At 65.4% G+C, this 22725-nt stretch carries 20 protein-coding genes; 3 read left to right on the top strand and 17 right to left on the bottom strand.

Annotation, left to right across the window (positions count from 1 at the left end):
* From AABA84_RS19855 to rpsT, 13 genes are all read right to left on the bottom strand, one after another.
* The gene (locus tag AABA84_RS19855) at positions 1 to 666 is read right to left on the bottom strand and encodes a 2-hydroxychromene-2-carboxylate isomerase (RefSeq protein WP_338307247.1); all 666 of its coding nucleotides are present in this window, start codon (positions 664 to 666) and stop codon (positions 1 to 3) included.
* The gene (locus AABA84_RS19850) at positions 663 to 1151 is read right to left on the bottom strand and encodes a DUF2867 domain-containing protein (RefSeq protein WP_338312833.1); all 489 of its coding nucleotides are present in this window, start codon (positions 1149 to 1151) and stop codon (positions 663 to 665) included. Before AABA84_RS19850 ends, AABA84_RS19855 begins: the two co-directional genes overlap by 4 nt.
* On the bottom strand, positions 1148 to 2542 hold the full coding sequence (locus AABA84_RS19845) for an MATE family efflux transporter (RefSeq protein ID WP_338307246.1): 1395 nt from the start codon (positions 2540 to 2542) through the stop codon (positions 1148 to 1150). Before AABA84_RS19845 ends, AABA84_RS19850 begins: the two co-directional genes overlap by 4 nt.
* A 261-nt stretch (positions 2543 to 2803) precedes the next feature.
* Positions 2804 to 4099 (bottom strand): UDP-N-acetylglucosamine 1-carboxyvinyltransferase, encoded by a 1296-nt coding sequence (murA, locus tag AABA84_RS19840; RefSeq protein ID WP_338312832.1) that lies wholly within the window; start codon positions 4097 to 4099, stop codon positions 2804 to 2806.
* Between the two features lie 140 nt (positions 4100 to 4239).
* Positions 4240 to 4707: a hypothetical protein gene (locus AABA84_RS19835; RefSeq protein ID WP_212243568.1), complete on the bottom strand. Its 468-nt coding sequence runs from the start codon at positions 4705 to 4707 to the stop codon at positions 4240 to 4242.
* Between the two features lie 273 nt (positions 4708 to 4980).
* Positions 4981 to 7416, bottom strand: coding sequence for a DNA topoisomerase (ATP-hydrolyzing) subunit B (gyrB, locus tag AABA84_RS19830; RefSeq protein WP_338307245.1), 2436 nt, complete (start codon positions 7414 to 7416; stop codon positions 4981 to 4983).
* Positions 7417 to 7699: 283 nt separating this feature from the next.
* A complete protein-coding gene (locus AABA84_RS19825) occupies positions 7700 to 8443 on the bottom strand; it encodes a hypothetical protein (protein WP_338312831.1) in 744 nt (247 codons plus the stop codon).
* Between the two features lie 30 nt (positions 8444 to 8473).
* The gene (locus AABA84_RS19820) at positions 8474 to 10630 is read right to left on the bottom strand and encodes a hypothetical protein (protein ID WP_338312830.1); all 2157 of its coding nucleotides are present in this window, start codon (positions 10628 to 10630) and stop codon (positions 8474 to 8476) included.
* A gap of 140 nt (positions 10631 to 10770) precedes the next feature.
* On the bottom strand, positions 10771 to 11514 hold the full coding sequence (locus tag AABA84_RS19815) for a hypothetical protein (RefSeq protein ID WP_338312829.1): 744 nt from the start codon (positions 11512 to 11514) through the stop codon (positions 10771 to 10773).
* Between the two features lie 118 nt (positions 11515 to 11632).
* Positions 11633 to 12769 (bottom strand): DNA replication/repair protein RecF, encoded by a 1137-nt coding sequence (gene recF / locus AABA84_RS19810; protein ID WP_212243578.1) that lies wholly within the window; start codon positions 12767 to 12769, stop codon positions 11633 to 11635.
* Positions 12770 to 12893: 124 nt separating this feature from the next.
* Positions 12894 to 14012 carry a DNA polymerase III subunit beta gene (dnaN, locus tag AABA84_RS19805; RefSeq protein ID WP_018319464.1) on the bottom strand — a complete coding sequence of 373 codons (1119 nt, stop codon included), beginning with the start codon at positions 14010 to 14012 and terminating at the stop codon, positions 12894 to 12896.
* Positions 14013 to 14269: 257 nt separating this feature from the next.
* Positions 14270 to 15679 (bottom strand): chromosomal replication initiator protein DnaA, encoded by a 1410-nt coding sequence (gene dnaA, locus AABA84_RS19800; RefSeq protein WP_212243580.1) that lies wholly within the window; start codon positions 15677 to 15679, stop codon positions 14270 to 14272.
* A gap of 1249 nt (positions 15680 to 16928) precedes the next feature.
* Entirely contained in the window at positions 16929 to 17195 is a 267-nt protein-coding gene (rpsT, locus tag AABA84_RS19795; RefSeq protein ID WP_018319466.1) for a 30S ribosomal protein S20, read from the bottom strand.
* 378 nt (positions 17196 to 17573) lie between these two features.
* On the opposite strand from rpsT, the gene AABA84_RS19790 reads away from it, so the two are divergent.
* From AABA84_RS19790 to AABA84_RS19780, 3 genes are all read left to right on the top strand, one after another.
* Entirely contained in the window at positions 17574 to 17891 is a 318-nt protein-coding gene (locus AABA84_RS19790) for a hypothetical protein (RefSeq protein WP_212243583.1), read from the top strand.
* A 176-nt stretch (positions 17892 to 18067) separates the two neighbouring features.
* Positions 18068 to 18724 carry a peptide-methionine (S)-S-oxide reductase MsrA gene (gene msrA / locus AABA84_RS19785; protein ID WP_338312828.1) on the top strand — a complete coding sequence of 219 codons (657 nt, stop codon included), beginning with the start codon at positions 18068 to 18070 and terminating at the stop codon, positions 18722 to 18724.
* A gap of 246 nt (positions 18725 to 18970) precedes the next feature.
* Entirely contained in the window at positions 18971 to 19711 is a 741-nt protein-coding gene (locus AABA84_RS19780; protein WP_338312826.1) for a polysaccharide biosynthesis/export family protein, read from the top strand.
* Position 19712: 1 nt separating this feature from the next.
* Here AABA84_RS19780 and AABA84_RS19775 read toward each other — a convergent pair whose 3' ends face one another.
* The 4 genes from AABA84_RS19775 to AABA84_RS19760 form a co-directional block, all read right to left on the bottom strand.
* The gene (locus AABA84_RS19775) at positions 19713 to 20195 is read right to left on the bottom strand and encodes a hypothetical protein (protein WP_338312824.1); all 483 of its coding nucleotides are present in this window, start codon (positions 20193 to 20195) and stop codon (positions 19713 to 19715) included.
* Between the two features lie 226 nt (positions 20196 to 20421).
* Positions 20422 to 21093: a dienelactone hydrolase family protein gene (locus AABA84_RS19770; RefSeq protein WP_212243590.1), complete on the bottom strand. Its 672-nt coding sequence runs from the start codon at positions 21091 to 21093 to the stop codon at positions 20422 to 20424.
* A gap of 143 nt (positions 21094 to 21236) precedes the next feature.
* The gene (locus AABA84_RS19765; RefSeq protein WP_212243593.1) at positions 21237 to 21578 is read right to left on the bottom strand and encodes a hypothetical protein; all 342 of its coding nucleotides are present in this window, start codon (positions 21576 to 21578) and stop codon (positions 21237 to 21239) included.
* Between the two features lie 20 nt (positions 21579 to 21598).
* Entirely contained in the window at positions 21599 to 22363 is a 765-nt protein-coding gene (locus AABA84_RS19760; RefSeq protein WP_338312823.1) for an alpha/beta fold hydrolase, read from the bottom strand.
* Between the last annotated feature and the right edge of the window lie 362 nt (positions 22364 to 22725).

Raw genomic sequence — 22725 nt, 5'->3', positions numbered from 1 at the left:
TCATCCATCTCGGCCCGGACGCGGCGTCAGGCCTTTGCCCTGCATACGCCACACGAGCAGATCGATGCGGTCCTGGCCGAAGAACGGCTCGTTCTCGAACACGAAGGTCGGCACGCCCCAATGGCCGGAGGCGGCGTGGACCCGCTCGTTTTCCGCGATCACCTGCTCGTAGCGATCCGCGTCAGCGGTGATTGCGGCATCCATCGCGGCGAGGTCGAAGCCCGCGCTCTCGGCGGCGCGCGCGAGATGTTCGCCTTCGTTCCAGCCCGCCACCGAGCCGTCCCACAGCACGCGCGCGATCGCATAGGTGAATGCGAGCGAGCGTCCCTCGAGCTGCGCCATGGCGCCCAGGCGGGTCAGGCGGTGGATGTAGGGCTGCTCGGCCGCGACGTCGAACGTCGTCTTGTCCTGCACGATCGGATCAGGCCTGGGAAAGCGGAACGGAATGCCCTCGTGCTGCGCGACGCGCGTACTGTCGAGCACCACATAGCGAATGAAATTCGGGCTGGCTTTCTTGAAGAAGCCGGGCACGCGGACCGCGAGCGGGTAGACCGGCCGAAGGTTCACTGCGAGATCGTAGTCTTCGACCAGCTTCAGCGTCTTCGGCAGCGCCAGATAGCTGAACGGACTGCGAAAGGAGAAGAACAGGTCGACGGACAGCGTCATCGCGCCGGCTCCGCGATGCGTCCCATCATGCCGCGGGCCACGAGCTTGTGGAAGGGCGCGATGAGGCAGAGGTAGGTTCGGCCCAGGAGATTATGCGTCCGCACCAGCGTGGTTAGTGTGACTTGACGGCTCGCAGCATCTCCGGCCGCGTCGACAACGATGCGGAAGTCGAGATGATAATCGTTGAAGCCCGCGACCAGCCGCTCCGGCGTCTCGCTGACGACCGGAAACAGGCCGATCAATCCGTGCGGCGCCGGTGCGCCTTCGCCCGATGTCTTCAGCCCGAACGGCCTCACCAGAATATTGCGGAGCCGCAGCAGCACGTCGATCCAGCGCGGCCCGTGCAGCACCATCCGGGTGCAGGCCTCGCGGGCATTCACCGTCGCTGCGCCGATCTCGACGCGAAACGCGTCGACGAATTGCGCGCCTGCCAGCAGCGTGTTGGCATCGACCTCAGGCGTGACTTCGCGGACGGCCCCGTTCATCCCGCCAGTCTGCGCGTCAGCATCCGGAAGCGCAAGATCAAGAGCCCGGCATAGACGAATGTCCCGACCGAAAACCCGACCCAGACCCCGACCGCGCCGAGCCCGAGGTTGAAGGCCAGCACCCAGGCGATGGGAAAGGCGATGCCCCAATAGCCGATCGCCGCGAACAGCAGCGTCATTCTCGTGTCGTTGATCCCGCGCAGCGCGCCGCCCATGATGGTCTGCAGGCCGTCGGCGATGAAGAAGGTGGCGCCGACCAGCAGCAGCGTCGCGGTCAGCTCGATGGTGGCCGCGCTCGCCTCGCCGCTGCCGAAGAACAGCCGGCCCAGCTGGTAGCGGCCGAGGATAATGGCGATCGTCAGGGCGGAGACCAGCGCGACGCCGAGCACGGCCGCGACGAGCCCTGCGCGCTTCACCGCGGCCGGCTCGCCGCGGCCGAAGGCGTGGCCGACCCGCACGGTGGCCGCCATGCCGATGCCGAGCGGCACCATGAACAGCACGGCGGTGATCTGCAGCGCGATCTGATGCGCGGCAATCGCGGTGGTCGAGATGAGCCCCATCAGCAGCGCCGCCGAGGAGAACAGGCCATATTCCAGCAGCAGCGAAAACGAGATCGGCGCGCCGATCGCGATCAGCTGGCGCATCAGGGGCCAGTCGATCCGCCACAACCGCGCGAGCGGGCGGTAGTCCGAAAACGGCTTGCGCAGCCCTGCGATGGCGAGCACGGCGACGAACGTGCCGAGGTTGACGATCGTGGTCGCAAGTCCGGCGCCGAACAGGCCGAGCTCCGGCAGGCCGAACCGGCCGTGGATCATGGCATAGACCAGCGCGGCATTGACCGGGATCGCGGCGAGCGTGATCCACAGCGGCGGCTGCGGCCGGTTCACCGCGCTCATCATGCTGCGCAGCGCGATGAAGCCGAGCGCCGGCGCGATGCCCCAGGCCAGCCCGTTCAGATAGCGTTGCGCCAAAGCGGCCGATTGCGGCGCCTGGCCGAGCGCGATCAGGATCTGCTCGCCATAGAGCGGCGAGGCCATCATCGGCAGCGAGATCAGCAGCGCGACCCACAGGCCGACGCGCAAGGCGCGGCGAATCAGCCTGACATCTCCGGCGCCAAATGCCTGTGCCGCCAGCGGCGACACCGCAGCCATCAATCCGAGCCCGAAGGTGAAGCTGACGAAATAGACGGTGTGCGCCAGCGCCGCCGCGGCCACCGCATCCTCGCCAAGCCGCCCGATCAGCGCGAGATCGGTCGTGATCATCGCGATCTGCCCGAGCTGCGTCAGCATCATCGGCACGGCCAGCCGCAGCGTCTCGACGAACTCTTCGGCGAGATGGTTCTGCGGCACGCCGGCTTGCGGCTGCGAATGATGTTGGACGGTGTCGAGCATGGCGGCTCATTAGCACAGCCCCGCGACGAAAACATGGCCCGTGAGAGCGAGAGGTGAGGTGCTCTATCCGTTAGCCCGGTCTCGTAGGGTGGGCAAAGGCGCGCCAGCGCCGTGCCCACCACCTTTTCAATATTGCAACAGAGGGCGTGGGCAGGCTTCCGCCTTCGCTCTACGAGCTACGGCGGACAAGTCGCTTTGCCTACCCTACGATACTGTGTGCTTCGCCACCTTCTCCGACGAGGGAGAAGGAAGACAGAGCCCTCAGCCCTTCCGCTCCGGCACGCGCTTGATCTTTGCGCCCAGCACGTTCAGCCGTTCGTCGATGCGCTCATAGCCGCGCTCGATCTGGTCGGCGTTGTTGATGGTGGAGGTGCCCTGGGCGCACACGGCGGCCAGCAGCATCGCCATGCCGGCGCGGATGTCGGGCGAGGTCATGGTCGCGCCGTGCAGGCGGCTGGGGCCGGCAATGATGGCGCGGTGGGGGTCGCACAGCACGATGCGCGCGCCCATCGCGATCAGCTTGTCGACGAAGAACATCCTGGATTCGAACATCTTCTCGAACATCAGGATCACGCCCTCGCATTGCGTGGCGGTGACGATCGCAATCGACATCAGGTCGGCCGGAAAGGCCGGCCAGGGCTGGTCCTCCAGCTTCGGCACGTGGCCGCCGAAATCGTCCTGGATCTTCAGCGTCTGGTTCGACGGCACGATCAGGTCGTCGCCCTCGACGCGGCAGACGATGCCGAGCCGCTCGAACCCCATGCGGATCGAGCGCAGATGCTCGACGCCGGCGCGCGTGATGCGAAGCGGCGAGCGCGTCACGGCGGCAAGCCCGATCAGCGAGCCGACCTCGATATGGTCGGGCTGGATCCGATAGGTCGCTTCCCCCAGCGTTGCCGGCCCATGAATGATCATGGTGTTGGTGCCGATGCCCTCGATCTTCGCACCGAGCGCGACCAGGAAGTTGGCGAGGTCCTGCACATGCGGCTCGGAGGCCGCGTTGCGCAAATAGGTGACGCCGTCTGCGGCGACCGCCGCCACCAGCGCGTTCTCCGTCGCGGTGACGCTCGGCTCGTCCAGGAACACGTCCGCGCCGGCAAGCTTGGGTGCGCGGAATTCGAGCCGGTCGGTCGCGGTGACCTTGGCGCCCAACTGCTCCAGCGCCAGCACATGCGTGTCCAGCCGGCGGCGGCCGATGACGTCGCCGCCCGGCGGCGGCAGCATCACCTCGCCGCAGCGGGCGAGCAGGGGGCCTGCGAGCAGGATCGAGGCGCGGATGCGCACGCACAGCTCAGGGTCGAGATCGGCGGCGCGGATGCTCTTGGCATGGATGTGAAGCGTGTTGCGCCCGGTCCATTCCGCCGCCGCGCCGACCGAGCGTATCAGCTCGACCAGCGTCTCGGTGTCGCGGATGCGCGGCACGTTCTCCAGCGTCACCGGATGCTCGGTGAGCAGCGCCGCGGCGATGATCGGCAGCGCCGAATTCTTGTTGCCGGACGGCTCGATCGAGCCCGAGAGCCGGTGACCGCCCTCGACGATATATTGGATGGGCGCCACGTCGGTTTTCTCCGTCCTGTTGCGTTGGGGCGGGCTGCTTCGGGAGCGGAAACTACCGAGAATTGAGCAGGGTAGCAATTCTGCACTTGTCGCGGCGGAAGGCCGCGCGTTGGCCTGAATAGGCCCGCTGTATCCGGCGTTTAGAACAGACCGATGATATTGGCCACCACATAAAGGATGACGATCAGCATCAGCACGCCCATCGCCAGGAAGGAGATTTCGACGGCAATGGCGCCGGCCCCAAGCGCGGCCGCGACGCCCGCCAGCAGCCTCTCTTCGCGAAACACGAGGGCGAGGACCGAGAGCAGGATGGCAAGCAGGCCGAGTGAGATCGCCGCGATCGAGGACGCTTCCCTCAATTGGCTCCCCGTCGACTTCTCCCGCGGCGGGGCCTGGTACTCGACGCCCTTGACGCGCGCGATCAGGCGATCCTTCAGGCGATGGCCGGTGTCGACAATCACCTTGTCCGCTGGCGGCGGCGGGTAGATCGCAGGTATGACCCAATGCGGCAGCACGGCCGCGATCAGCGCCAGCACGCCGACGATGCTGCCGATCACCCCGAGGCGGCGGGAGGGGAGGGCGGAACTGGTCGCTGTGGAGGCGGTCATGGCACGACACTTCCCGGCCGGAACTGGCCTTGCGGGATCATGCCACTTCGTCGCAATGGCGGGTGGGGAGGTTCAGGGGGTGGCGTTGCCGCGAAGGTGGTGTGCTCCCTCCCCTGCGTGCGGGGGAGTGCTGGGGAGAGGGTGTCGCCACAACGGGACAATCCCCAAGAGGAGAAAGCCCCCACCCGACGCTTCGCGTCGACCTCCCCCGCACGCGGGAGAGGTTGCAGCGAGTGTTTGGCCACCAGATCAAACCCAAGGCAAACGCGGACCTCAGATATCGATCGTCGCGCTCAGCGAATGTTCCTGGATGAAGTCACGGCGCGGCTCGACCACGTCGCCCATCAGCTTGGTGAAGATGTCGTCGGCCTCGTCGACCTCCTTGACCTTCACCTGCAGCAGCGAGCGCGCATTGGTATCCAGCGTTGTCTCCCAGAGCTGCTCCGGGTTCATCTCGCCGAGACCTTTGTAGCGCTGCAGGGTGATGCCCTTGCGGCCGGCGTCGGTGACCGCTTCGAACAGATCAACCGGACCGTGGACCGTGTGCTCGACGTCCTTGCGCCGCAGGTTGCCGGGGCGGGCATAAACATCCTGCAGCTTGGGCGTAAACTCGTCGAGCTTGCGGGCCTCGGCCGAGCCCAGGAACGCGGAGTCAATGATCGCGACGTCCTTGACCCCGCGCACAGTGCGCTCGAACTGGAAGCCCTGGCCTTCCACGTAGTGGCCGACCCATCCGCGTTCGACATCCTCGGCCTGCTTGTCCAGCCGTCCGGCGATGTATTGGGCAGCCTGGGCGGCTTTGTCGGGATCGCCGTAGATGTCCTTGTTCAGCACGCCGGTGATGGCGGCCTGCTCGACGACCTTGCGGTTGTAGCGGGTGTGCAGATTGCGCAGGATGCTGCGAACGACTCGGGCGTCGTCGACCAGTCCGCGCAGGTCACGGCCGCTGCGGTCGCCGCCGGTGCCGGGCGTGAATATGCAATCATCGAGGCCTGTCTCGATCAAATAATCCTCCAGCGCCCGCTCGTCCTTCAGATACTGCTCGGATTTGCCTCTGGAGACCTTATAGAGCGGCGGCTGGGCGATATAGAGATAGCCGCCGTCGATGATGTCGCGCATCTGCCGGTAGAAGAAGGTGAGCAGCAGCGTACGGATGTGAGCGCCGTCGACGTCGGCGTCCGTCATCACGATGATCTTGTGATAGCGCAGCTTCTCGATCGAGAACTCGTCGCTGATACCGGTGCCGAGCGCGGTGATCAGCGTGCCGATCTGCTCGCTTCCCAGCATCTTGTCGGGACGGACGCGTTCGACGTTGAGGATCTTGCCGCGCAGCGGCAGCACCGCCTGGAATTCGCGGTTGCGGCCCTGCTTGGCGCTGCCGCCTGCCGAGTCACCCTCGACGATGAAGAGTTCGGACTTGGCCGGATCCTTTTCCTGGCAGTCGGCGAGCTTGCCGGGCAGCGAGGACACCGAGAGCGGGCTCTTGCGCGTCAGCTCGCGCGCCTTTCGCGCAGCTTCGCGGGCCGCGGCCGCCTGGATCACCTTGCCGACGATCATCTTGGCTTCGGTGGGATGCTCCTCGAACCATGCCTGGAGCGCCTCGTTGAGCACGTTCTCGACCACGGGACGCACTTCCGAGGACACGAGCTTGTCCTTGGTCTGCGACGAGAATTTCGGATCGGGCACCTTCACCGACAGCACGGCGGTGAGGCCTTCACGGCAGTCGTCGCCGGTCAGCGCGATCTTTTCCTTTTTCGCATTGGCCTCGGCATAGCCGTTGACCTGGCGCGTCAGCGCGCCGCGGAAACCGGCCAGATGGGTGCCGCCGTCCCGCTGCGGGATGTTGTTGGTGAAGCACAGCACGTTCTCATGGTAGCTGTCGTTCCACCACAAAGCGGCCTCGACGCCGATGCCGTTGGCTTCCGCGCGCACCATGATCGGCGCCGGCACGATCGCCTTCTTGTTGCGGTCGAGATATTTGACGAATTCCTCGACGCCGCCGGAATAGTGCATCTCCTCGCGCTTCTCGACCGCGTGCCGCATGTCGGAGAGGGCGATGTTGACGCCGGAATTGAGGAAGGCGAGCTCGCGCAGGCGATGCTCCAGCGTGGCGAAATCATATTCGATGTTCTTGAAGGTCTCGCCCGAAGCGAGGAACGTCACCTCGGTGCCGCGCTTGCCCGGCGCATCGCCGACCATTCTGAGCGGTGCGACGGCATCGCCATGGGCGAACTCGATGTAATGCTCCTTGTTGTCGCGCCAGATCCGCAAGCCCAACTTGCTCGACAGCGCGTTGACCACGGAGACGCCGACGCCGTGCAGGCCGCCGGAGACCTTGTAGGAGTTCTGGTCGAACTTTCCGCCGGCATGGAGCTGGGTCATGATGACCTCGGCCGCCGAGATGCCTTCGCCCTTGTGGATGTCGACGGGAATGCCCCGGCCGTCGTCGCGCACGGTGACGGAATTGTCGGCATTGAGCACGACATCGACGCGCGTGGCGTGGCCCGCCAGCGCTTCGTCGATCGCGTTGTCGACGACCTCGTAGACCATGTGGTGCAGGCCCGAGCCGTCGTCGGTGTCGCCGATATACATGCCCGGGCGCTTGCGAACGGCATCGAGACCCTTGAGCACGCGGATCGATTCCGCGCCGTAATCGCTCGGATTGGAGGGCTCGTTTTCGGCAGGTGTCTGCCGAGCAGGTTCTGTCATGAGAGGCCTTCGAGATGTCGCCCGAATCAGCCGCGCAAAAGGCGCTGATTTGCGAGCTATTTGTGCCATGAAAGAGAGATTGCGCCTAGCGCAAAGTATCTTCCGGCAACCCTTTGACTAAATGGGGTTTTTGGGCCGGTTTTCAAGGTGTTCGAAGGCCGATTCCGGGGCTCGCGAAAAGCCCGATTCGAGACCCCTTTTCTAGCCTTCAAAGGCGTGGATTTTGCGGGGTCGCAGCGACCTGTTCCGACGTGCTGTGGCGCCCGGGAACAGGTCTGCGGGGTCAGTAGATCTGATCCGGCTTCCTGTCGTCGTCACCCAACTGGAGGGACCAGGTCTCGCCTGCGGCCACGGTGATCGTATCGGTGCGCAACGTATGGCCCGACACGACCAGATGGTAGGAATACGTGCCGGGCGGCAGATCCAGCGTTTGTGGGTGATTTTCGCCGCCCGCGATCTTGATGGTCTGATCGTTGATCGCGAGCGAAGCCACGCCGGGCGCAAGATAGCCGAAGATCAGCCGCGCTCGTCCTGGCATCGGCAGGAAATTGGCCTTGGCCACGGCCTCCGTATTCCGCTGCACCAGCTCGACAATGGTCTCGTCCTCCGCACGGCCAAGTTTCAATGTTGCCGGGCCCTTCGGGGAGACGAAGGCGAGCTGAGCGTGATCGGCGGCAACCACAGTGCCGTCAGGCTTTTCCTCCCAGCCGCGCTTTGCGAGCTCCGTGCGGTAGAAGGCGAGCACAGCAGTGAGCGGGGCCTGCACATGGGCTTCGAGTCCGACCCGCAGCGGGATTTCGATGCCGGTCACATGGGTGGTGTTGGAGCTGGAGGAGCTGTGTTGCTTCGGCACTGGCATGTCGGCGTCGGGATCCGCCGGCGTGAGTGCAGCCGAAGTGTGCGGTGATAGATGCGGCATCCATCCGCCGGCACTTGCGGCGATCAGGCCGCCCGCGAGGAGGGCGAGACCGCACAGCGGCAGCAACCAGCGTGCCGGACCGCTCATCACGGGCTTTATCGTCATCATGTTCGTTCCCGGCATCAGGGGCCCGGTAGATCAGTACATCTGCAACGGCAGCGCTTCGCCGGTCGGACCCACCATCAGGCCCCAGGCATCGCCTGCGGCGACGGTGAGGGTTTCGGTGTGGGCCGGGCGCCCGGGCATGCGCAGGGCGTACTGGTAGGTGCCCGGCGGCAGGTCGAGCATCGGGCCTTTGGGCGATCGCGGACCGCCGGCGCCGGCGGCGATCTTCACCGTCTGCTTGTTGATCGTCAGCGAGGCTTCCTTCGCCCCGATATTGCCAAACATCAGCCTGGCCTGGCCGGGCTTCGGCATGATGTCGGCCTTAACAGCGGCATCCGGATTCTTCTGCGCCAGGCTGACCGTGGTCTCGCCCTTGGCGCGGCCGAGCTTGAGCACGGCCGGGCCTTGCGGCGAGGTGAAGTCGATCTGTGCGCGTTCGGCGGACACGGTGGCGCCGTCGGCCTTTTCCTGCCAGCCGAGCTTGGAAAGCTCGGCCCGGTAGAAGGCCAGGACATCGCCGAGCGGGGCCGGGATGCTGGCTGCCAGCTCGCGGCGGAACGGCGTCTCGCTACCCGGCATTTTGGTGGTGGCGAGCGAGGTCGACGACCGCTGCGTCGGCACGGGGAGTTGGGATTCAGGGTCGGGCTTGAGCGGCTCGGAGGATTTGGCCTGCACTTCCGCGGTGGCCATCGGCTTCGCGGCGGCCATCACCAGCCCCGATCCGTCGGCGCGGACATTCACCTTCGGGCCCATCTGCATCACGGTCATCGAGATCGACTTGCCGCTCTTGGAGAATTCCATCATCGCCATGTTGGGCTGGTTGATGACGGAGGGCTGCTCCTTCCAGCCTGCGGGCTTGAGTGACGCGCGATAGAAGGCGGTGAGCGCCTTGACGCTCGAGGTGGAGGAGAATTCGAGATGGCCGTCATTGCCTTCGAACTTCACGCCTTCGGCGGTCTCGGGCAGCGGCACCGGCGTCTTGCTGTCGGCGAGCGTATTGAGCGGCGCGTCGGACAGGGCGGCCGCCTGCACCTTTCGCCTCGCTTCGTCGGCGGCGATGACCTGCTTGGCCATCGCCTCGGCGTCCCTCATGAACTTCTCGTCGGCTTCCTTCTTCGCCTTGGCGCGGGCGGCCAGCGCGGATTCCTTCAGCTGCGCGGTCAGATTGACCATGGTGAAGTCGTATTTGCGGCCGAGCCGCAGCACGCCGGTTTCCTCGGCGTTGGAGATCTTGAGCGCGACGTCGTCGCCGGGAGCGAGCGGCGCGCTGCCGTCTTCCTGCCAGCCGCGCGCGGCGAATTCGCGATGATAGAAGGCGAGCACGGCGGGCAGCTCCGCCATTGCGGCGGCGCTCATCTCGCGCTTGTTGGAGCTTGCGCTGCCGAGGCCTCTGGCCGACTTGGTCGGGTTCGGTCGCGGCAGGCCGGCGACGTCGCTGTCGGCATTGAGGTCGGCGGGCGCCACGAAGGGCGCGATCCGGATGTCGACATTGGTCCGGCCGTCGTCGCGTCGCGTCAGCGTCAGCATCACCGGCTTCTGCTTGTAGAACTGCGTCGTGTCGCCCTCGGGATGGTCGTAGAACGCGCGCACGCCGTTCGGAACGGTCTCGTCGAGGCCCGTCGTGGTCCAGCGCGCAGCCGTTTCCGCCGAGAGCTTGCGCCAGCCGATCGCCTCCATCTGGCTGGTGTAGAAATCCGAGGTGGCATCGAGTGCGCCGGGCGCGATGCAGCCGAGATAGGGCCTGGTGCCGTCGAACACGAGGTCGCTCGCGCCGTCGGGGAATGGCACGTTCGAATAGATCCGGTCGGTCGTGTAATACACCACGGATTGATCGGGCCGGCCGAGCGCTTGCGTGAAGTGAACGGACAGGCCCTGCCGCCCCTTCTTGAATTTCAACGTGGTGCTCTTCTCTTCCAGCGGCAGCACATAGGGCACCCAGCCCTCGGTGCTCAGGAGTTTTCGCACCGCCTGCGACGTCACGGCTTGCGGCGTCGGCACGCGATATTCGACGCGGTAGGGGTCGGGGCGCGAGGTGTCCTCCACCGCGCCCTCGAGCTGCGGCAGCGCGTGGACGTCGACGATACCTGCGTCGGCGGCCGCCGCGACCCCGCAGCTCGCCATCAGGAAGAAGCCGCATGCAAGCAGCCGCCAGCGTGCCGGGACCTGCGTCCCGCGCGTCATCCTCGACATCGTCACTTCTCCAGGGGCGTGGCGCGGCGCATCGGCTCGCGCGCAATTGCAGGCTGCGACACCGCCGGCGCGGCCTCTGACGAGAAGTCGCGGCAGGAACCCGTCAGGTTCAAAGATCGCGCAGGCCTCGATATTGCTGCTCAGTACAGCTGGAGCGGCGGCCAGGCGTCGCCGTCGCGCCCGATCGTGAGCTCCCAGGTATCGCCGGCGGCAAGGTTGAGGACGTTCGTGGTAGCCGAATGGTCCGGTAGGGTCAGTTCGTAGGAATACCTGCCGGGCGCCAGATCCAGCGATATCGCATTGGCGCCGGCGGCGCGTTTGACGGTTCGTGCGTTGATCGTGAGCGCCGCGTCCCTCCCGCTGATATTGCTGAACACCAGTTTGGCCTGGCCGGGTTCGGGCATGATATTGGCCCGGGTCGCCGCATCGGCGTTCTTCTGCACGAGATGAATCGAGGTGCTGCTGTCCTTGCGGGCGAGCTGCAGTGCGGCCGGCCCCAGCGGGGAGGCGAAAGCGAGCTGGGCGTGATCGGTTGCGATCACCGCGCCATCGGGCTGTTCCTGCCAGCCGAGCTTTCCGAGCTCCGTGCGATAGAAGCTGAGGACGTCGCCGAGCTCTGCAGGCACGGTGGTTTCGAGCCTGGTGCGGAGCGGGGCTTCGACGCCGGGCATCACGGTGGTGTGGGTCCCTCGATAGCTGTAGCGGGTCGGCGCGAGCAGCCGCGCATCCGGATCCGGTGTGAGCGCGACCGAGAACAATGGCGACAAATTCGATACCAAGGCCCCGGCGCTTGCGGCGAGCAGGCAGCTCGCGAGCAGAGCGAGGCCGCACGCAAGAAGTTGCCATCGCGCAGGAGCTCTTGCCCCATGCCTTACCGTCGTCATGCTACGCTCCAAGCATCGCGCGCGTGGGAAATACCGCGCGATTGCACAACGGCGACACCGTCGGCGCCGCTTCAGACAGCTAGTCGCTGATGGAACAGAGCGGGTTCAACCCGGAGGCCTAGCGTCGCGACGAGACCTGTCCGCTCTCGACGTCGAAGACTTCGCCTCCAGCGCCGATCTCGGCGAAGGCCGCCGGGTCCGCGCCGGTCAGCCACACCTGCGCGCCGAGCTTGCGCAGCTCGTCGAACAACGCGGCGCGGCGGTTCGGATCGAGATGGGCAACGACCTCGTCGAGCAGCAGCAGCGGCACGATGCCGGTCATCTCGGCGACCAGGCTCGCATGCGCCAGCACCAGACCGATCAGCAGCGCTTTCTGCTCGCCCGTGGACGCATCGCGCGCCGGCATGCTCTTCGGCGCATAGATCACCTGGAGATCGGTGAGATGCGGACCATCGGTGGTGCGGCCGGCGATGGCATCGCGCGGACGGTTGTCGCGCAGGATCTGGCGGTAGCGGTCCTCGACCGACGTCGCCGTTTCGGTCAGCAGCGCGTTCTCCATCCAGCCGTCGAGCGCGATCTGCGCCGAGGGAAAGGCGGAGGCCTGCGCGCGCGCATTCAGCATGCCGGTGAGCCTTGCCGCGGTCTGGCCACGCGTTGCCGCGACCGCGACCGCAAGCTCCGCGGTCTCGCGCTCGATCGCGTCGCACCAATGGTCGTCGTAATTGCGGGTTTCGAGCAGGCGGTTGCGCGAGCGCAAGGAGCGTTCCAGCGCGTTGATGCGGCTGGAATGCTCATTGTCGATCGCCAGCACCAGGCGGTCGAAGAAGCGCCGCCGTTCCGAGCCTGCGCCCATGAACAGCCCGTCCATCGCCGGCGTCAGCCACACCATGCGGATATGGTCGCCGAAGGCGGCCGCCGACCCCACCGGCTCGCGGTCGATGCGGCAGCGCCGGCTTACGGCGGCGTCAGCGCGCGGCGCATCAATGCCAGTGCCGAGCGTGGCCAGCCCCAGCGCGCCCTCGACCTGCGCGGAGACGGCCCAGGACCCGTCGCCCTGGTTGTCGGCGACGTCTTCCAGCGTCGCCCGCCGCAAGCCGCGCCCGGGCGAGAGAAACGAGATCGCCTCGATGCAATTGGTCTTGCCCGCCCCGTTCGGCCCGACCAGCGCCACCATGTCAGCCGCCGTCTCGAGCCCCGCCGCCCGATAATTGCGAAAATGCGTCAGCGTCAGGCGATGAATGCGGGAGGGGGTCATGAGGTCCGTTTTCCGTCATGCCCGGCCTTGTGCCGGGCATCCACGTTCTTTGCTCCGAAGACGTGGATGGCCGGGACGAGCCCGGCCATGACGATGTAGTGACAGGTATGGATGCCGGTAAGTCTCACACCCGCATCGGCATCAGCACATACAGCGCGCTCTTGTCGTCGCGGTCTTGCACCAGGGTCGGGGAGCCGGGATCGGCGAGCCGGAGCGTTGCGACGTCGCCTTCGATCTGGGCGGCGATGTCGAGCAAATAGCGGGAGTTGAAGCCGATATCGAGGGCGTCGGAGGCGTATTCGACCTCCAGCTCTTCGGTCGCGCTGCCGGAATCCGGATTGGTTACCGACAACACCAGCTTGCCCGGCGACAGCGACAGCTTCACCGCCCGGCCGCGCTCGCTGGAGATCGTCGAGACGCGGTCGACGGCGTTCTCGAAGTCCTTCTTGTCGACCACGAGCTCCTTGTCGTTGCCTTGCGGAATGACGCGGCCGTAGTCGGGGAAGGTGCCGTCGATCAGTTTCGAGGTCAGCACGACGTTACCGATCGTAAAGCGGATCTTGGCCTGCGACAGCTCGATCGTCATCTCGGCGTCGGTATCCTCGATCAGGCGCTGCACCTCGCCGACGGTCTTGCGCGGCACGATCACGCCGGGCATGCCCTCGGCGCCCTTGGGCTGCACCAGGTCGAGCTGGGCGAGGCGGTGACCGTCGGTGGCGACGCCGCGCAGGGTGGCGGCCTTGGGCGTGCCGGCGGCGTGCAGGTAGATGCCGTTGAGGTAATAGCGGGTCTCCTCGGTGGAGATCGCGAACTGGGTGCGGTCGATCAGCCGCTTGACGTCCTTGGCGGCGAGCGAGAACGAGTGCGACATGTCGCCGGCGGCCAGATCCGGGAAATCATTCTCCGGCAGGGTCTGCAGCGTGAAGCGCGAGCGGCCGGCGCGGATCGCCAGCACGGCGCGGTCGCCGTCGGCCTCGAGCACGATCTGCGAACCATCCGGCAGCTTGCGCACGATGTCGTAGAACATGTGCGCCGGCACGGTGGTGGAGCCCGCGGTCGCGGTTTCCGCCGGCAGCGTCTCCGTCACCTCGAGGTCGAGGTCGGTCGCCTTCAGCGACAGCTTTGCGTTCTCGGCGCGGACCAGCACGTTGCCGAGGATCGGAATCGTGTTGCGCCGCTCGACCACGCGGTGGACATGGCCCAGCGACTTCAGGAGTTGCGCGCGTTCGACCGTAACCTTCATTGCACTACTCGCCCGATCCCCAAGGAAACACAACGTTGGAAAAGCCGGGCGGCGGGACGCGCGCCACGGCACCGAAGACCCCGGAAAGCCGGATCATCCAGCCGATATGACCAAAGCCGTCAGGGTCGCGCAAGGTGGCGCGGAAAACCATCCGTTTCAAGGGATTGCCGGGCAGTTCCCCACGATTTACAGGCAAAAACGGAGCCGCCGCCCAGGCATGGCCGGGGCGGCGGCAGAATGGCGGGAGGTCTAGGCGTTTATTCCTGAAGCTGGCGCTTCAGCGACTCCACTTCCTCGGACAGTGCGGTGTCCTTGGAGACCAGGGCCTCGATCTTGCGCACGGCGTGCAGCACCGTGGTGTGGTCGCGCCCGCCGAAACGGCGGCCGATCTCGGGGAGCGAGCGCAGGGTCAGCGTCTTGGCGAGATACATCGCCACCTGGCGCGGGCGCACCACGTTGGCGGTGCGGCGCGAGGAGAGCAGGTCGGAGCGGCTGACATTATACTGCCGCGCCACCACGCGCTGGATGTCCTCGATCTTGATCCGCTTGGGCTCCTGCGGCCGGACCAGGTCGCGCACCTCGTGCTCGGCCATCTCCAGCGTCACCGGCCGGTTGTTGAGCTTCGAGTGCGCCAGCAGGCGGTTGATCGCGCCTTCGAGGTCGCGGCCGTTATGGGTGATGGTGCGCGCCAGATAATGCAGCACCTCCTCCGGCACCTCGAAGGTCGCGTGATGGGCGCGGGCCGCGGCGACGCGCGACTTGAGGATGCCGTGTCGCAGCTCTTCCCCGAGCGAGCCCATCTCGACCACGAGGCCGCCAGCGAGCCGCGAGCGGACGCGGTCATCGAGGCTTTCGAGATCGGACGGCGGACGGTCGGCCGCGATCACGACCTGGCGGCCGGCATCGATCAGCGCGTTCAGCGTGTGACAGAACTCGGCCTGCGTCGACTTGCCCTGCAGGAACTGGAGATCGTCGATCACCAGCACGTCGATGCCGCGCAGCGCTTCCTTGAACGCCAGCGCCGTCTGCGTCTTCAGCGCGGCGACGAAGCCGTACATGAATTTTTCTGCCGTGAGGTACAGCACCTTGCGCTCGTTGCCGGAATTGCCGGCCCAGGTCACCGCCTGGAGCAGATGCGTCTTGCCGAGGCCGACACCGGCATGGATGTAGAGCGGATTGAACATCACAGGATCGCCGCGGCGGCCCTCGGCGACCTGACGCGCGGCCGCATGCGCCAGCGTGTTGGAACGGCCGACCACGAAGCTCGCGAAAGTCAGGCGCGGATCGAGCGGCGAGCCGCCGAGCGCGTCATGATTGGCCGAGACCGGCGCGGTCGCGGTCGAGCGCAGCTCCGGCGTGGGCGTGCGTCGCGTCTCGATTGGCGCGGGGGCTTCCTTCGGCTGCACCACCGGGCGCACGGCCGAACGCACCGTGAGGTCGATGCGATGCACTTCCGGCATCTCGGCCTGCCAGCACGACAGCACGCGCTCGGCATAATGGGCCTGAATCCAGCTCTTCAGGAACCGGGTCGGCACCGAGAGGCGCACGCTCTCATCCTGCACGCCTTCCAGATCCATGCGCGCAAACCAGCTCGTGTAAACGTCTTCGCCAACGGTCGAGCGCAGCCGACCCTTCACGCGTGACCAGCGATCCTGTTCCATTGTCATCGTCAAAAAACTTCTCTTGAGAGATAAGGTTGCGTTGTGAGCGCCATGCAGGGGTTCCCTGGTCATGGCGCGACCTCAAGCGAGTCCATCGTCAGGCACAGCTCGACCGTTCGGCGAATGCGCCGCGGGTCAGATCAGCGATGTCGGAGATGGAGAGTTCGCGAGGTCAGCGCGTACTCGACGCGCCCTCGCATGTCGGAGGCTGAACGCTGGACGGATCGGAGACGGCATCGGTGAACGATGGAACTTGTGTCAATACCGCGTTGAATCCGTAGGACATGATACCTCCCCGTCCCGCCGTGATTGCTCACGGCAAGGTCCTGCGTGTGAAAGACAGCCGCTCCTGAAACGCTCCAGTCGCGAATGTCCCGCCCGTCTATACGTGTCGTCCGCTCGGCTTCGCCGTCGCTTGTGTCGGGGTGGCTTTGCGATGCCTGTGCGCCTCATGCGTGCGGGATACGCAAGATCCCGCTTGGAGACATTCAGGCAAAGAGCTACCCCTCCCATATTGCTATGGGTTTTTGATCCGACAATCGCTTTTTGAAGCGTCGCCTACGTGCACATCGCCGCCGATTTGCACGCTCGCCCCGTTTCCTAAACCGCGCTGGTCTGAAGATCGTGGGCGCCGCTGACGACTTAAGGAATACACTATGCGGAAAGACTCGCAACGAAATTGATTCACACTTGAGGCGTCAAAAAACTTGACCTCGGTTAACGCCGCGCGCGAGTTGTTCACAGGCTCGGAAGCAAGTTTTTGGATTCGTGCACAGAATCGAGAATGCCGGGCATCATGTGACAATTCTCAGTCACCGCCAAAAAATTTTTACAAATTCGTCACGCATCGGACGCGCTGGCGAATTTTCCAAATGCTTGCGGTCGCTATGTCGATAAGTGATTAGCGAGACATCGTTTTTTGAGTCTCGTTTCACAGGGTAACTCCACCGCCGCGCGCGTTCCGGTGAATCTACGGTGTGCAGAACTCTTGCGTGCGCGAATTCATCTTAGCCCGGCAGCACAGGGGTTTTTGCAACGCGGTGAAAGTTTCCACTGTTGCAAGACATCGGCAGGTAGAACTACGGAACGAAGAATAGCGCAGGCAGTACAAACCTTCCGATCGATGGTCGACTGTGGCGTGACCGCTTGCGTGAATATGACGGGCAACAAAAAAGCCCGGCGCGATGCCGGGCTGTTTGACGCGTGCGATGTTCGATCGGATCGCCGACCGATTGGTTCGCCGTTACCTGGCTCGTTACTTGGCGAGCTTGGCGATCTGCGCGGTGAGCCGCGAGACTTTGCGGCTGGCGTTGTTCTTGTGAATGATGTTGCGCTGGGCGGCGCGCATCAAGGCGGGCTCGGCATTCGCCAGCGCCTTCACGGCAGCGGCGCGGTCGCCGGTCGCGATGGCTTCTTCGACGTTACGCACGGCACCGCGCATCTGGGTGCGGCGCGACTTGTTGACGGCGGTGCGGCGGGCGATCTTGCGCGTCGCTTTCTTGGCGGAAGTGGTATTGGCCATGGTCTCAATGTCCTTTGCGGGTACCGGTCGCGTCTTGGTCGGGTAGCGCCGGCTTGCTTGACCGCGTAATCGACGCTCGGATTTAGGGTGTTCGGTTGCTGGGCTGTCCCCGGAACATGAGGCCTCAAGGAGCTCTAAGCTCAAGGAGCCTGCAACTGCTCAAAGAACAGCGGCGGCAGGATTGCGCCCGCCGCCAGTTGGCGCCCTTATAGAGAGGGTCTTCGGCACCGTCAACGCTTTCCAGGCCGGAAAAGCGGCCTTGGGGCCCTCCAGGGGGCATCGTAACGCCCTGAAGTGGTTGAATTTCTGCCGTCTCCCGGCTATTGGCTGGCGGCGTTTTGTCAGCTCCTCCGATCGGACGACCATATAAGGTGAGGCATGATCCGCGGCTTTTTCCGACTGATTGGGCTGTTGCTGCTCGCGGGCGGGTTCATCTTCATGGTCTATGACGGCGCCCGCTGGGTGGCCGACCAGACCCTTAAGTTCACCCGGTTTGGCCAGTTCTGGAACGACATCAATCAGGCCAGCCAGTCGGCTTTCCGCACCTGGGTCGAGGCCAAGGCGCCCTGGCTCTGGACCTCGGTGATCCGCCTGCTGCTGGATCAGCCGGTGTTCGCCGTCCTCGGCATTCTGGGCATCCTGCTGATGCTCCTGTTCCGTCCGCGGAAACCGCTGATCGGCTATTCCCGGGATTGATCTTTCAATTCCCGCCGGGATTGATCCTTCATTCCCGCCTGGATTGAGCGGCGCGAGGCGTGCGGCGTAACAAGGCTGCCCACGCCAGCGTAGATCCCTATATTCCCACCTGATCGCGAGCACGCCGCCTGAGTATCTGGCTCGGGCGACGACAGCTCGTCCGCGGAGATGCAATCATGCTGTTCATGCGCAAGACCACCGCATTGCCGAGCGCAACTGAGGCGCTGCCGGGCCGTGCGCAAGCCATTCCGACCGCGACCATCCATTTCGTCAACGGCGCGAAGCTGCAGCCGCCTTATCCCGCCGGCCTCGAGCAGGCCGTGTTCGGGCTGGGCTGCTTCTGGGGCGCCGAGCGCAAGTTCTGGGAGCTCGGCGACGGCATCTATGCGACGGCCGTGGGCTACGCCGGCGGCCACACGCCGAACCCCACCTATGAAGAGACCTGTTCGGGCCGCACCGGTCACACCGAAGTTGTGCTGGTCGTGTTCGATCCGAAGAAGGTGTCTTACGGGAAGCTCCTGAAGACGTTCTGGGAGAGCCACAACCCGACGCAGGGCATGCGTCAGGGCAACGATGTCGGCACGCAGTACCGAAGCGCGATCTACACCTATTCAGATGCGCAGAAGAAGGCGGCCGACGAGTCGAAGGCGCTCTATCAGAAGGCGCTCGCCGCCAACGGCCTCGGTGCCATCACCACCGAGATCGCGCCGGCCGGCGAATTCTATTTCGCCGAGGACTATCATCAGCAATATCTGGCGAAGAACCCCGCCGGCTATTGCGGCCTCGGCGGCACCGGCGTGACCTGCCCGATCGGCGTCGGTGTGAGTGCGTAGGCCAGCCACGAAGGTGGTGCACCTCTCCCGCTTGCGGGAGAGGTCGCATTGCATCGCAGATGCAATGCGGGTGAGGGCTCTTTCCTCTGGGGGATTGTCCCGTTGTGGAGACACCCTCTCCCCCGCCCTCTCCCGCAAGCCGGAGACGGCGCGCACCGCGCCCGCAGCGCACCCCGTCCCGCTCAACGCTTTATTAACCATAACCGGTGCATCACTTAAGCCGTCTCGTTTCGAGGGATTGGTCCGGTGCCGGTTGCACGCGCGTTTCGATGGTCGATCTTGGCAGCGTCCCTGGCAGCGCCCGCCGCGCTTGCCCTTGGCGGCTGCATGCAGACCGCCGGCCCCGTCGCGGTGATGCAGCCGCGCGCGGATCTCGATTCCATGGCCTATGGCCAGCCCTACAGTGCGCCGCAGCCGGTCGTCGTCGCTGACGGCGGCGGCGCCATCGGCGCGCTGCGCAATTCCTTTGCCTCTTCGCCCGCGCCCATGCCGGTCGGCTACGCCGCGCCGATGGCGGCGCGCTATGACGCTTCCTACCATCTCGACGCCGGCGACAAGCTCCGCGTCGTGGTCTACGGCCAGGAAGGTCTCACCAACAGCTACGCCATCGACGCCGGCGGCTCCATCACCATGCCGCTGATCGGCGCGGTGCCGGCCCGCGGCCGCACCACGGCAGGCCTTGCCGGCGAGATCGCCGCGCGCCTCCGCAACGGTTACATTCGCGAGCCCTCGGTCGCGGTCGAGATCGAGGCTTATCGCCCGTTCTTCATTCTCGGCGAAGTCACGGCGCCCGGCCAATATCCTTACGTGCCGAACATGACGGTCGAGAGCGCGGTCGCGATCGCCGGCGGCTTCTCGCCCCGTGCCAAGCGCGACGTGGTCACCATCACGCACACCGAGAACGGCGGCTCCATGCGCGCCGTGGTGCCGCTCGGCACCCCCCTGAGCCCCGGCGACACCGTGTTCGTCGGCGAACGCTGGTTCTAGCTCACCGTCTGAAATCCAGCCTTCCGTCCGGAAAACATCCGTCGATCCGCATCGTATCGACCACGCGCCCGACCCAGGGCCGTGTGATCGCCGGCGTGGTCAGGTTGATGTATTTCCCGACCAGCCGATCCGCGCCGTCGCGTGCAGCGTCGATCAGCCCGTGGCGGCGGCCGTTGTCCCAGTCGAAGCGCAGATAGATCCGGCTGCCCGCGATGCGCATTTCCGCGCGCCCTTCCTTCCACTTGTCCGGCGTATCGCCGGCAATAGTCGGATCGGCGCCGCCATTCCAGCGGCTTGCCCAGATGCCTTCGAGCGGATCGGATGGCGCGGCGATCGCTGCCCACGCCGCTGCATTGCCGTCCGCGGCATCGCCGGGCAGCGTGGCCGTCGCGGCATAATCCATCACTTCGGAATCATCGGGCGCGGGAACATCCATGGTTCCGAACGGATTGCGAATGACGAGGTGCGTGATGGCCTGTTGCATGGCGAGCTCCGGCGTGAGTTGGCTTGACCAGCCAGCTCTATCGCCGCGCGCCGGGATGCGGCCACCCGATTCCTGCTTCGAGATGGCGCAACTCTCTCCTCTTGTCATTCCGGGGCGCGCGATAGCGCGAGCCCGGAATCCATCGCGCCACCATCGCTGACGCCCGATGGATTCCGGGTTCGATGCTGACGCGTCGCCCCGGAATGACAGACGAAAGAGACGCGCCCTATTTCAAATGCGCCGCGAAGAAGGCCATGCTGCGCGGCCAGGCGATGTCGGCGCTGGTCTTGTCGTAGCTGGCGCGTTCGTCGCAATGGAAGCCGTGCTGTGCGCCGGGATAGACGAACACCTCCACCTCCGGCCGCTTCGACTTGATGGTCTCGACGTCGGTCAGCGGGATGCCCGCGTCCTTCTCGCCGAAATGCAGTTGCGTCGGCACCTTCGGCGTCTCCTCGGCGAAGCGCACGACCGCGCCGCCGTAATAGCCGATCGCAGCCTTCAATCCCGATAGCCGCGTCGCCGCGACAAAGGCGATGCTGCCCCCCAGGCAAAAGCCGATGATGCCGACCGGACCCACGCTCTTCACCGCATCGATTGCGGCCTGGGTGTCGCGCAGCATCGCGGCCCAATCGGGGCTGGCGACAAACTTGCGCGCTTCGGCGATCTCATCGGGCGAATAGCCAGACTGGAAGCCCGGCGTGGTGCGGTCGAAGATCGACGGCGCGATCGCGACGTAGCCTTCCCCGGCGAGGCGGTCGCAGACCGAGCGGATGTGGTGATTGACGCCAAAGATCTCCTGGATCACCACCACCGCGCCCTTCGGCGTGCCACTGGGGTCGGCGCGATAGGCGCCGAACTGGAAGTTGTCGGACGCCGTCAGCTTGATGTCTTGTCCCACGCGGGTTGTCCTTCTTGGTTGGTCGTCGATGCGGAAATTCGCTCGTTCCACAATCTCGTCATGCCCGGCCCTGACGAAGCCGAAACTTCAGCGTAAATCTCCGCTCGTCATGCGCCGTGGCCTGAGGCCGTGAGCGGCATCCCTCACTCCCACATCCAGTTCTCGCCGTAATCCTCCTTCCATCCTGCCAGCCGTCCATGACGGAATTGCAGGAACAGGCGGTGGCGGTAGGGGATCAAGCTGCTGCCGCCGATGTTGCGCAGCGCGAGATAGATCTCGTTGCCGGGACGCCCCCGCACATATTGCAGCGGCTGCCCGAGGGCACGGGCGGTCTGCTCGGCGTCCATGCCGAAGGCGAGCGGCGTGTTGTTCGACAAGGTCGTGACGAAGGGCTGGCGCGGCGGCGCCGCGCCGAATGGTTCGGCCTGCGCCGCCGACGACAGCAGCGCCGCGATTGCGCCCACCGCAAAGATCGCTCGCATCATGGTCTTGCGTCCCTGATTGCCTATGCCGGCAAGTTCTTCAGGAAAGGCGCGACGGCGTCAACAAAAGCCTTGGGCTGATCGATGTTGACGGCGTGGCCGGCCGCGGGGATCACGACCTTTTGTGCGCCGGGGATTTTTGCCGCCATGTAGTTGGTCGCGGCGAGGAACGGGGTGTCGTCGGCGCCGACCACGATCAGGCAGGGCACCTTGATGTCGGGCAGCAGCTCGATCACGCGCGCGTCGCGCTGGGTCAGCATGCCGCGTGCGGCGAGCGCCAATCCCCTGGCGTCGCGGTGGCTGGCGGTTGCGCGTTCGCGTGTTGCCGATTTCAAGACGTCGAGGCCTTCGCGGTCGAGCCTGTCCGCAGTGGCCAGTGCGCGCGCATTCCAGGCCTCGCGGGCGTCGTCCTTCTTGAAGCCGGGGCCGGTGTCGATGATCAGTAGCGCGCGGGCGCGCTCTGGATGGGTCCGATAGAACGCGAGCGACATGTAACCGCCGAGCGAGAGACCACCGATGATCGCGCGCTCAGCGCCGACCGCATCGAGGATCGCAGCCATGTCGCCGACCGTGAGCGCTTCGCTGTAAGCGCTGGGATCATGGGGATAGTCGGACTGGCCGTGGCCGCGCATGTCCCACAGCACGAGCTTGTGGTCCCTCGCGAGCGCATCGACCTGCCCGTGCCACATCGCCGACGTCGAGGAATAACCGTGGGTGAGCAGCAGCGGCGGACCGTCGCCATGAACTTCGTAGTAGATATTGACGCCGTCGCGATCGATCTTCGGCATGTTTCCGCCCCTTCTTTTGATTGCAGTTCGCAGAGTGGGCCAAGCGAAGCGTGCCCACGATTTCCGTTGCATACGTGGAGAGATGGTGGGCACGGCGCGAAGAGCGCGCCTTTGCTCACCCTACGAAGCTGCTTCGTCGCTCATCCTAGCCCGCATGGTTACTTGGAGGAAACTACTCGAACGCGATGGCATGCATGACCGGCGCTCTCCGTTTGCGTCCAGTCGCTGCATCGGCCCCGTTCTCGCAGCGCACAACACTGAGCTGTCAAGATAGATTTGATCGTTTCCAAATTGCATTTGCCACGGCAACCGAACCCGATCATTCTCGCCGCCAAGGCTGGCGCCGGCCCGGTGGGCGTCCG

Origin of the sequence: Bradyrhizobium sp. TM239, assembly GCF_036247985.1 — a bacterium.
GTDB lineage: Bacteria > Pseudomonadota > Alphaproteobacteria > Rhizobiales > Xanthobacteraceae > Bradyrhizobium > Bradyrhizobium ottawaense.
The sequence above is the reverse complement of the archived record's forward strand: the minus strand, read 5'-3'. Positions and strand labels throughout refer to the sequence as shown.

Excerpts from the sequence above, each read along its gene's own strand:
- gyrB (WP_338307245.1), bottom strand. The coding sequence starts at position 7,416 with ATGACAGAACCTGCTCGGCAGACACCTGCCGAAAACGAGCCCTCCAAT.
- msrA (WP_338312828.1), top strand. The coding sequence starts at position 18,068 with ATGCTGTTCATGCGCAAGACCACCGCATTGCCGAGCGCAACTGAGGCG.
- AABA84_RS19790 (WP_212243583.1), top strand. The coding sequence starts at position 17,574 with ATGATCCGCGGCTTTTTCCGACTGATTGGGCTGTTGCTGCTCGCGGGC.
- AABA84_RS19825 (WP_338312831.1), bottom strand. The coding sequence starts at position 8,443 with ATGATGACGATAAAGCCCGTGATGAGCGGTCCGGCACGCTGGTTGCTG.
- AABA84_RS19775 (WP_338312824.1), bottom strand. The coding sequence starts at position 20,195 with ATGCAACAGGCCATCACGCACCTCGTCATTCGCAATCCGTTCGGAACC.
- AABA84_RS19820 (WP_338312830.1), bottom strand. The coding sequence starts at position 10,630 with ATGTCGAGGATGACGCGCGGGACGCAGGTCCCGGCACGCTGGCGGCTG.
- AABA84_RS19850 (WP_338312833.1), bottom strand. The coding sequence starts at position 1,151 with ATGAACGGGGCCGTCCGCGAAGTCACGCCTGAGGTCGATGCCAACACG.
- AABA84_RS19835 (WP_212243568.1), bottom strand. The coding sequence starts at position 4,707 with ATGACCGCCTCCACAGCGACCAGTTCCGCCCTCCCCTCCCGCCGCCTC.
- recF (WP_212243578.1), bottom strand. The coding sequence starts at position 12,769 with ATGACCCCCTCCCGCATTCATCGCCTGACGCTGACGCATTTTCGCAAT.
- AABA84_RS19760 (WP_338312823.1), bottom strand. The coding sequence starts at position 22,363 with ATGCCGAAGATCGATCGCGACGGCGTCAATATCTACTACGAAGTTCAT.
- dnaA (WP_212243580.1), bottom strand. The coding sequence starts at position 15,679 with ATGACAATGGAACAGGATCGCTGGTCACGCGTGAAGGGTCGGCTGCGC.
- AABA84_RS19855 (WP_338307247.1), bottom strand. The coding sequence starts at position 666 with ATGACGCTGTCCGTCGACCTGTTCTTCTCCTTTCGCAGTCCGTTCAGC.
- AABA84_RS19815 (WP_338312829.1), bottom strand. The coding sequence starts at position 11,514 with ATGACGACGGTAAGGCATGGGGCAAGAGCTCCTGCGCGATGGCAACTT.
- dnaN (WP_018319464.1), bottom strand. The coding sequence starts at position 14,012 with ATGAAGGTTACGGTCGAACGCGCGCAACTCCTGAAGTCGCTGGGCCAT.
- AABA84_RS19845 (WP_338307246.1), bottom strand. The coding sequence starts at position 2,542 with ATGCTCGACACCGTCCAACATCATTCGCAGCCGCAAGCCGGCGTGCCG.
- AABA84_RS19765 (WP_212243593.1), bottom strand. The coding sequence starts at position 21,578 with ATGATGCGAGCGATCTTTGCGGTGGGCGCAATCGCGGCGCTGCTGTCG.
- rpsT (WP_018319466.1), bottom strand. The coding sequence starts at position 17,195 with ATGGCCAATACCACTTCCGCCAAGAAAGCGACGCGCAAGATCGCCCGC.